6 protein-coding genes and 1 pseudogene are annotated in these 7107 nt (G+C 30.5%); 1 reads left to right on the forward strand and 6 read right to left on the reverse strand.

Features of this window, described 5'->3' with window-relative positions; genetic code table 11:
* Positions 1-51 precede the first annotated feature (51 nt).
* The gene (locus tag IWX83_RS16710; RefSeq protein ID WP_196831301.1) at positions 52-450 is read right to left on the reverse strand and encodes a hypothetical protein; all 399 of its coding nucleotides are present in this window, start codon (positions 448-450) and stop codon (positions 52-54) included.
* 607 nt (positions 451-1057) lie between these two features.
* Between IWX83_RS16710 and IWX83_RS17350 the strand changes: the two are divergent.
* A pseudogene (locus IWX83_RS17350) lies at positions 1058-1264 on the forward strand (transposase); the annotation flags it as partial.
* Positions 1265-1274: 10 nt separating this feature from the next.
* Here the strand turns inward: IWX83_RS17350 and IWX83_RS16715 are convergent.
* The 5 genes from IWX83_RS16715 to IWX83_RS16735 all read right to left on the reverse strand — a co-directional run bounded on the left by IWX83_RS16715 (position 1275) and on the right by IWX83_RS16735 (position 6742).
* Positions 1275-2159 (reverse strand): clan AA aspartic protease, encoded by an 885-nt coding sequence (locus IWX83_RS16715; RefSeq protein WP_196831302.1) that lies wholly within the window; start codon positions 2157-2159, stop codon positions 1275-1277.
* A 159-nt stretch (positions 2160-2318) separates the two neighbouring features.
* Entirely contained in the window at positions 2319-3896 is a 1578-nt protein-coding gene (locus IWX83_RS16720) for a S41 family peptidase (protein WP_196831303.1), read from the reverse strand.
* Positions 3897-3954: 58 nt separating this feature from the next.
* The gene (locus IWX83_RS16725) at positions 3955-4803 is read right to left on the reverse strand and encodes a helix-turn-helix transcriptional regulator (RefSeq protein ID WP_196831304.1); all 849 of its coding nucleotides are present in this window, start codon (positions 4801-4803) and stop codon (positions 3955-3957) included.
* Between the two features lie 227 nt (positions 4804-5030).
* The gene (amrB, locus tag IWX83_RS16730; protein ID WP_196831305.1) at positions 5031-6107 is read right to left on the reverse strand and encodes an AmmeMemoRadiSam system protein B; all 1077 of its coding nucleotides are present in this window, start codon (positions 6105-6107) and stop codon (positions 5031-5033) included.
* 353 nt (positions 6108-6460) lie between these two features.
* Complete coding sequence (locus IWX83_RS16735; RefSeq protein ID WP_196831306.1) at positions 6461-6742, reverse strand: hypothetical protein; 282 nt, start codon at positions 6740-6742, stop codon at positions 6461-6463.
* Between the last annotated feature and the right edge of the window lie 365 nt (positions 6743-7107).

The following is a 7107-nucleotide window of genomic DNA, read 5'->3' on the forward strand; positions in this document are numbered from 1 at the left end:
GAAAAAATATTTGACCTACTTATAAACAGAATGATGAATACTCAAAAGGTTTTATATCAAAATATTATAATAAGTAAATAAGTGAACACCTCGATTTATATTTATTTCTGTTCCAGTAAATAATTTGTATTCTAATCTGACAAAACCATACTTATCATTAAAGTAGGCTAAGAGAGTACTTTTTCCAATTGTAGAATTAGCAGTTGCTGAAATAACTTTGCATTCTAATTCGCCAACATCTGTCATAATTTTTTCTTCTCCAATAATTTTGTAATTATACTTTAATAATAATCTACCAGTCCAAATTCCTGAATTTTTATTTGACCAATATTCTGCAATACTCATTTCATCATTCCATTCATAGCCAAATTTTTGGTTTAGTTTTATGTATGAAAATGGACAAGTTTCCAATACTTTCAAGAAACCTAATCTTGGTGGGTGAATCCACACATTATTATCATTTTCGACAATTCCCGTACTTGTAATAGATATTGGATTTGGCTCAAAACTATATTTAATTTCTGTTTGATTTTTATTCGTTCTTTGAAATATTTTTGGTTTTATTACTACTAGTTTTATTTCAATAATTCCATTTTTTTACTTTTATTAATAGTTAAACTATCGTCAAAACTTTTATCAAGAAAATATTCGGTATCATTTTTTTTAATTTCTATTGAATAAAAGAAAGATTTTTCAATTTTATAAATTAAATTGTTTTTATCAATTTTTCTCTTTTCAATTATTACTCCATCATATTGTTGCGAGAAACAAAAATTTGAAATAAAAAATGTTAAGATTATAAATATATTTTTTTTAATTATTTTTAAGTGTGATTTTGAAATATGACAGATAACGTCAGTCCGTGAAAAAACTTTCGTTGATTTCCTTCAAATATAGTATATATTTCTATGGTAAAAGGCAGAAAAGTTGTATATAAAAGTTACAACCCATCACTGGAATTCCTTTCAATCAAATGGTTTTCTCTCCCGAAGTTCTGGGATTAGAGGATACGATTACCAGATAACACTCCCGATGCTTCAGGATTGTTTTATCGATGCCTTTTGGAAATCCAAAATCAGTGGTAGAATTCTTAGGTGGTTATACCCATAAAATCGCTAGTAGCAACAACTGAATCCAAAGTGTTGACCATCAAAACGTAACTTTTAGCTACAAAGATTACAAGCAAAACGGATTTAAGAAATAAATGATACTTATCCATGCCGAATTTATCCGACGTTTTTCGTTGCCTATTTTGCCTAACAAACCCTTTGCTCTTATATGCCGGGTTTCTTTTCATCTATATATTTTTGGTTGTAAAATTTGTTTGGTTTCAAGTAAACACTATTATTTTGAAAATCCAGAAAAATATTAAATTTCTTCAAAATTTCGTTCCCTAAAATAGGCACATTTTTATCCTTTAATGGTCTTTGAGTAGTTGTTATTTGAACTGGAATATTTTTAAGTTTATATTTTCCAATTTTCAAGATTTCCAAATTTGAAGTGATTAAGTCTATTTCGTTTCCCTGAGCACCTTTCATCATTACTTTTTTGATAAACTTCATTTTGTTAGTTGGAAATTTACCTTTTTTTAATAATTCACCATCTAACATTACCGTTCTTTCAAAACCAGTGTCAAAGAGATAAAGATCTTTATTTACAATTCCATTTTCTTTAATTTCACTCGAAACAAAAAACAAATCTTTCCAAAATTCCATTTTGAGTGTAGTGAATTTGCTATCTAATTTTACGTAATTAGGTAATTCTGAATGAATAATCATCGAATTATTGTCATAATTGAGTTCTACAACTTTTCCTTTAAAAAAGTCCCAGCCAAATCTCCCATCTGTTCCATGTCCTGCTAATTCAGCATCGTAAACTTTTGTTTTGTAAATTGTTTTTCCAATTTTTAAATGATAAAAGGTGCTATAAAGTTCCGTTGTAGATTTAAGTGTATTCTTTAAAACATCATTTATTAAAATCAATTCGGTTGTTCCGGTGTCAAAATTTAAGTTTAAAGTGTCTTTTTCGTTAAAAACAGCTTTTATAAAAATGGTATTATGCTCGTTAATAGTCAATGAAACCGTGTCACTCAATTTCAATTTCTGGGCAAAACTTGGTATAGAGAAGAGTATGAAAGCAACTACTAAATTCTTTTTCATTTTGAGTAATTTTAATAAAATGCTATTAATGGAATATGACTTTTTCAAAGTGGAAAATCCAAGTATCAGTTTTGAATATAAATTCAATAGTACTTAAATTTTTTTAGATCAATCCACTTTCGATAACTATTTTTTAGGATTTGTTAATTTCCTACTTCTTTATTTTGAATTTTCTAACTCCAATACTTTTTTAAACATAGGGTCATCGTTTAAAAGAAACTCTTTTCCGAATACATTTTCTTTTGTAGTAGTACGTAAATATAAATTATCAATGGAGTATTGAATAGGGTATTCTACATTGTTTTTAAAGGTGTCTTCCACTGTTTTGTTATCTGTAAAATCAATTTGTGGCTCTACTCTAAAAATAACTTTACTATTAGGTAGCATCATAACAAAAGGGCTTCTTTGCATTCCACCTAATAGGTCTGGTGTTTCTCCTATACTAATTAACTGTTCACTATTTTTTGCTAAATTGGACAGATTACTTGATGCGGAAAAAATATACCTGTCTTGTAAAATATAAACTTTACCTTCAAAAGGATATTTAATACTATCAGGTACTACAGCAGCTTGCGTTATTTTTATATAAAACATTTCAGGTTCTTTTAAAGTAGGAACATCCACTTTAAAAGTAAATAGCGGTTCTTTTTGTATTGAATCGCGATTATATTCATAATACGTACGCGTGTACGGACTCCAATTTATTCCTAATACTACGTTTTGTCGCAATGTATCCTTAACGATTGACTTTAAAGCGTTATTATACGTTTGGTCATATCCTCCGCCATTTCCTCGTATATCCAGTACAACTGCATTTATTTTGTGTTTGTTTATGACAGCTCCTAAACGTTGATTTATAGAATCGCCTAATTGTACGTCCATTCTGGGTAGTTTAGCATAAAAAATGCCTTGTTTCTCAAAATAGTGTGTTGTCACAGTATCCTTTGGTCCATTATAAGCGTATTTCCAATTCTTTTTTTGTAAAAAAGTTACTGTATCATTCTTTACAATATTTAATTTGTGTTCGTCAAAACCTTTATCTTGAAATACCAATTTTAGTTTATTGTTTTTATAGATTTCAGAATAACGGTAAAAATCTTCTTTATACGTTTTGTTGTTTATTCTATCCCAACGCAGAGGAGAAGCTGATTCGGTGAGACTTTTTACAAATTGGTGGATTTCAATTCCGTTACAACTGATAAGTTTCATTGCCGCAGGATAGTTTTTTCCTTTATACGAGAATGGTAACAAGTTGTAATACTCACCATTTGTATAATTCAGATTCAAATCTAATTTTGCGTACACTTCGTTTTTTAAATAATCGTAGTACTTATAACTGTTTTCTGCATCTGTACTATCGATACCTCTTACAGCTCCCAATGGAATCCCATATTTTTTCATTTCATCAAGTCCAGAAGGACCTAACATTCCTGTATGTCCATCTTGTGCAGCAAAAAGTGTTTTGTTTACTATTTGAAGGAATTGTTTTGTGGTGGTCTTAGGATTGATTTGCTTTCTAAGGCTTGTTGCATGTTGTGTAAAGTCTATTCCTCTAACTTCTTTATTGAAATAGATCATTGGACTTGTTTGCTTTATGTTAGAGACTAACGTATCGTGATCTTCTAACATCTGTTGATAGGTTAATTTAGGAAGAGTTTCTAATATAGGAATGGATTGCTTAGAAGTAGAGCAAGCAATTAATAAACAAATTAGACTAATGGCAAAAAACTGTTTCATTGTACTTTATTTTTAGAGTACAAATGAAATCAATAGTTAGTGTCTAAAATTGTAAAAATCATTCACTATTCATTTTATTATAAATCCAAGTCAAGTCATTTTGTTGAATAGAAACTTGGTCGATTAATTTTTTTGGAGAATAGCCTGTATAGGTTTTGAAATCATTGATGAAGTGCGCTTGGTCGTAATATTGATTGAGGTAATTCACTTCAGTAGGTGATTGTTGCCCATTCATAATTTCATCCAGAATCGTTCTAAATCGGATTGTTTTTAGGTATGATTTTGGGTTTTGCCCTAAATTATTTTTGAATAAACGGAATAATGAGCTGTCACTTACTTTAAGTTTTTCAGAAAGCGTTTCAACGGTTATATTCTCCGTATTATATTTTGAGATAAAATGCAATCCTTCTTTCAGTTTATCGGGTATTTCATTTTTTAAATTTTTTAAAAGCAATGATTCTAGCTTTTCACTTCTTTTTACAAAATTATCTTCTTCAAAAATTTGTTCTAACAGAAAAGCATTTTTATTTGAAAAAATAGCTTCAAAAACAGAATCAGAATTCATCAAATCAGTATAGGATTCATTAGTGAATGTTCGTAGAGCAGATGGATAGAAGATAATACAAACTTGGTCAAGACAAGAATTAATGTCAACCTGAAAAGGCATTTTATGAAATCCATAAAGTCTACTGACAAAGTTTTTATTCCCTTGAGTAATAATACAATTGTTTGCTTTTGAATGGTTTAAGTAGTCAATTTTATTTTGCTTGTAAATGCTAAGACACAGATTGTTGTTAGGAAAAGTAGTGTAATTCAAAATAGTACTATCCGTCTTTTTAAAAAACAGAAAATATTGCACATATTTTTTCAGTAGCTCATTTTTAGGTTTTATGATTATAGATTTCATTTTTGGCTTTAAGTGGATGATTTCTCCCGGTTTTCATAATATGGCATATAATGGCAGTCTCCCGCTTGGGCGGGACAAGTTATGAAAAAACTTTCGTTGATTTCTCCTCTTGCTTTTATATCGGTTTGTTTGTAATTAATTGATTTTCTAAGATGGTACTTTAGGTAAGCAAAAGTAAAATCGCCTGTTATCAATAATTTATGTCTTCACCATCAAGTATGATATACCTATTCATATTTTATACTCGCATATCCTACCCAGTGTTTTTGAGTAGCAATAGCGGTAGTTCCCATACCTAAATCTTCTACTTTTATAAGTTCATGATCTACACTTGATGCGTAATCTAAAAAAGTCCCTGTCAAAGGTTTGTTATATACTGCCTGATTTAATTTATTGGCAAAACTCACCCCAAAAGGCACAGCATAGCGACCACACCAAACCCATTTATATGCTGTATAATCCTTCTTTTGCACGGTATATTCTGTAAATGTTTTTACTTTTTCAGTACTAATTTCTTGTACTAAACACTTTTCAATAATCTCCATATCTAAAGCTCTGGCTTTTTTAGTGCCTTCATCATCAACTCCAAAAGGGGCTAAATCGCCACTCCACTCTTCATTACCATAATGCACAGCATCGTTAGAAATGACAACTGCAACATCTTTTCCGTATGTAAGATGCTGTTCTTTTAAAATTTTTGATACAACATTAGAAAGAGCAGTACTAATACCATCAATCGTTTCATAATTGATGTAAGGGACTAATATTGGGATTATTTGTAGGTTCTTGTTTTTGCGATGTAAAAAAGGTACAATAGCTTCTAATGAATGTTCTAACTCTTGCATATCGTTATGAACTAGGTAGGAAGATTTTGGAAGTCGCGCCATAATTTCAGCATTTAAATCAGACACTTTTAAATCACCGTAAGGCGATTTCCAGTGAGTAAAATCTCCAAAGATGATTTTGTCTTGAAGATTAAAGTTTCGAGCGCGATGCGCCACACCAATTAAAATAATAGTGTTGGCATTAATTCCTTTAAGCGATTCGTAATACAAACGTCCAGCGTATTTATAATCGTCATGCGGAGTTATAGCTGCTTTCCATTGCCTATTATTTTTAGAATCCTTGATACCTAAACGGTGATAAATAGAATCTAATTGCCAATTGTATTTTGTAAAACCAATCGTATCATGCACAGGCCTAACTTTTTTTTCAAGTGCTAGGTCTGGAACTGCATTTTTTACATTTTTTTCAATTTTACAACTGAAACAACACAAACAGATAAAAATTAGTAGTAGTCGCATATAAAATTATATTTTAAGCAATTTACGTTAAAAAATACTTTCTGATAGCGGTCGCAATTTTTAGTTCTATTTCCTGTTTTAATTTCCTGTTTGGTTTAAGATAAGATGATAGAAATAGAATTTGTATTCTTCCCATAAATAGCTAAAAATTCTAGGGTATTGTTGCTTACTGTTGTGGGCACGGATTACAAAGCCACGTGATTTGGTTTTTTAAGTCATTGCGAGGAACGAAGCAATCACATTTAGTATTTACTTTTTATTAAGTATCTATAGTTGTGGGCACAGTTTGCAAAACTGCGCTATCGGGTTCTTCGAGCGCAACGAACCCTTAGCTGTTATGTGGCGTACTTTTATTAATCTTGCAGAATCTTCAGTACTTCTGCAGAATGAGCATCACATTCATAGTTGGTTAAATGCAAATCAAAAGCTTCATTTAAGACTTCTTTAAGGATTTTAGCCAACTGCTTTTTGGTAATATTTTTTTCTGGAAAGTTGTATTCTATTTCAAGGTTAAAAATAATGTCGTGAACTTCTGTTTCATAGTCATTTAAATCAGTAATATTACTTTTAGCAGTTCCTAAGGGATTCCAATTTTTTAAGATCGCTTTAAATTGTTCAATTTTATCTTGGTTCATTGTGGTTTTTAGATGTTTCTATTTAGTATAACAATTTTTATTATAGACATTTCATACGGTTGTATAAGAACGTACTATTATGATTTACATTTTGGAAGTATGCCACATAACGTTATGCCACTTTGAGATGGCTGGAAGTTCGTAACCTTTCAGTTTTCGGCTTAACGAAAACTTGATGCGAGAAGATAATTCCACTAAATTCCAGCTAGCTCAAAACGGCTGTATGTGCCCTGCATGAGCAGGAAGCAGATTGTAAATCGTTTGTTCTCGATTCGAAAATACAAATTGTCGAATTAGAAAACAAAACTTACAGCGTGTATTTTTCCAGAGGGTGTAAGTCCCTTATGGGCGGATTGAAAACCCGA

The organism is Flavobacterium sp. CG_9.1 (assembly GCF_015751645.1).
In the GTDB taxonomy this organism is placed as follows: domain Bacteria; phylum Bacteroidota; class Bacteroidia; order Flavobacteriales; family Flavobacteriaceae; genus Flavobacterium; species Flavobacterium xanthum.

Excerpts from the sequence above, each read along its gene's own strand:
- IWX83_RS16725 (WP_196831304.1), bottom strand. The coding sequence starts at position 4,803 with ATGAAATCTATAATCATAAAACCTAAAAATGAGCTACTGAAAAAATAT.
- IWX83_RS16735 (WP_196831306.1), bottom strand. The coding sequence starts at position 6,742 with ATGAACCAAGATAAAATTGAACAATTTAAAGCGATCTTAAAAAATTGG.
- IWX83_RS16720 (WP_196831303.1), bottom strand. The coding sequence starts at position 3,896 with ATGAAACAGTTTTTTGCCATTAGTCTAATTTGTTTATTAATTGCTTGC.
- IWX83_RS16715 (WP_196831302.1), bottom strand. The coding sequence starts at position 2,159 with ATGAAAAAGAATTTAGTAGTTGCTTTCATACTCTTCTCTATACCAAGT.
- amrB (WP_196831305.1), bottom strand. The coding sequence starts at position 6,107 with ATGCGACTACTACTAATTTTTATCTGTTTGTGTTGTTTCAGTTGTAAA.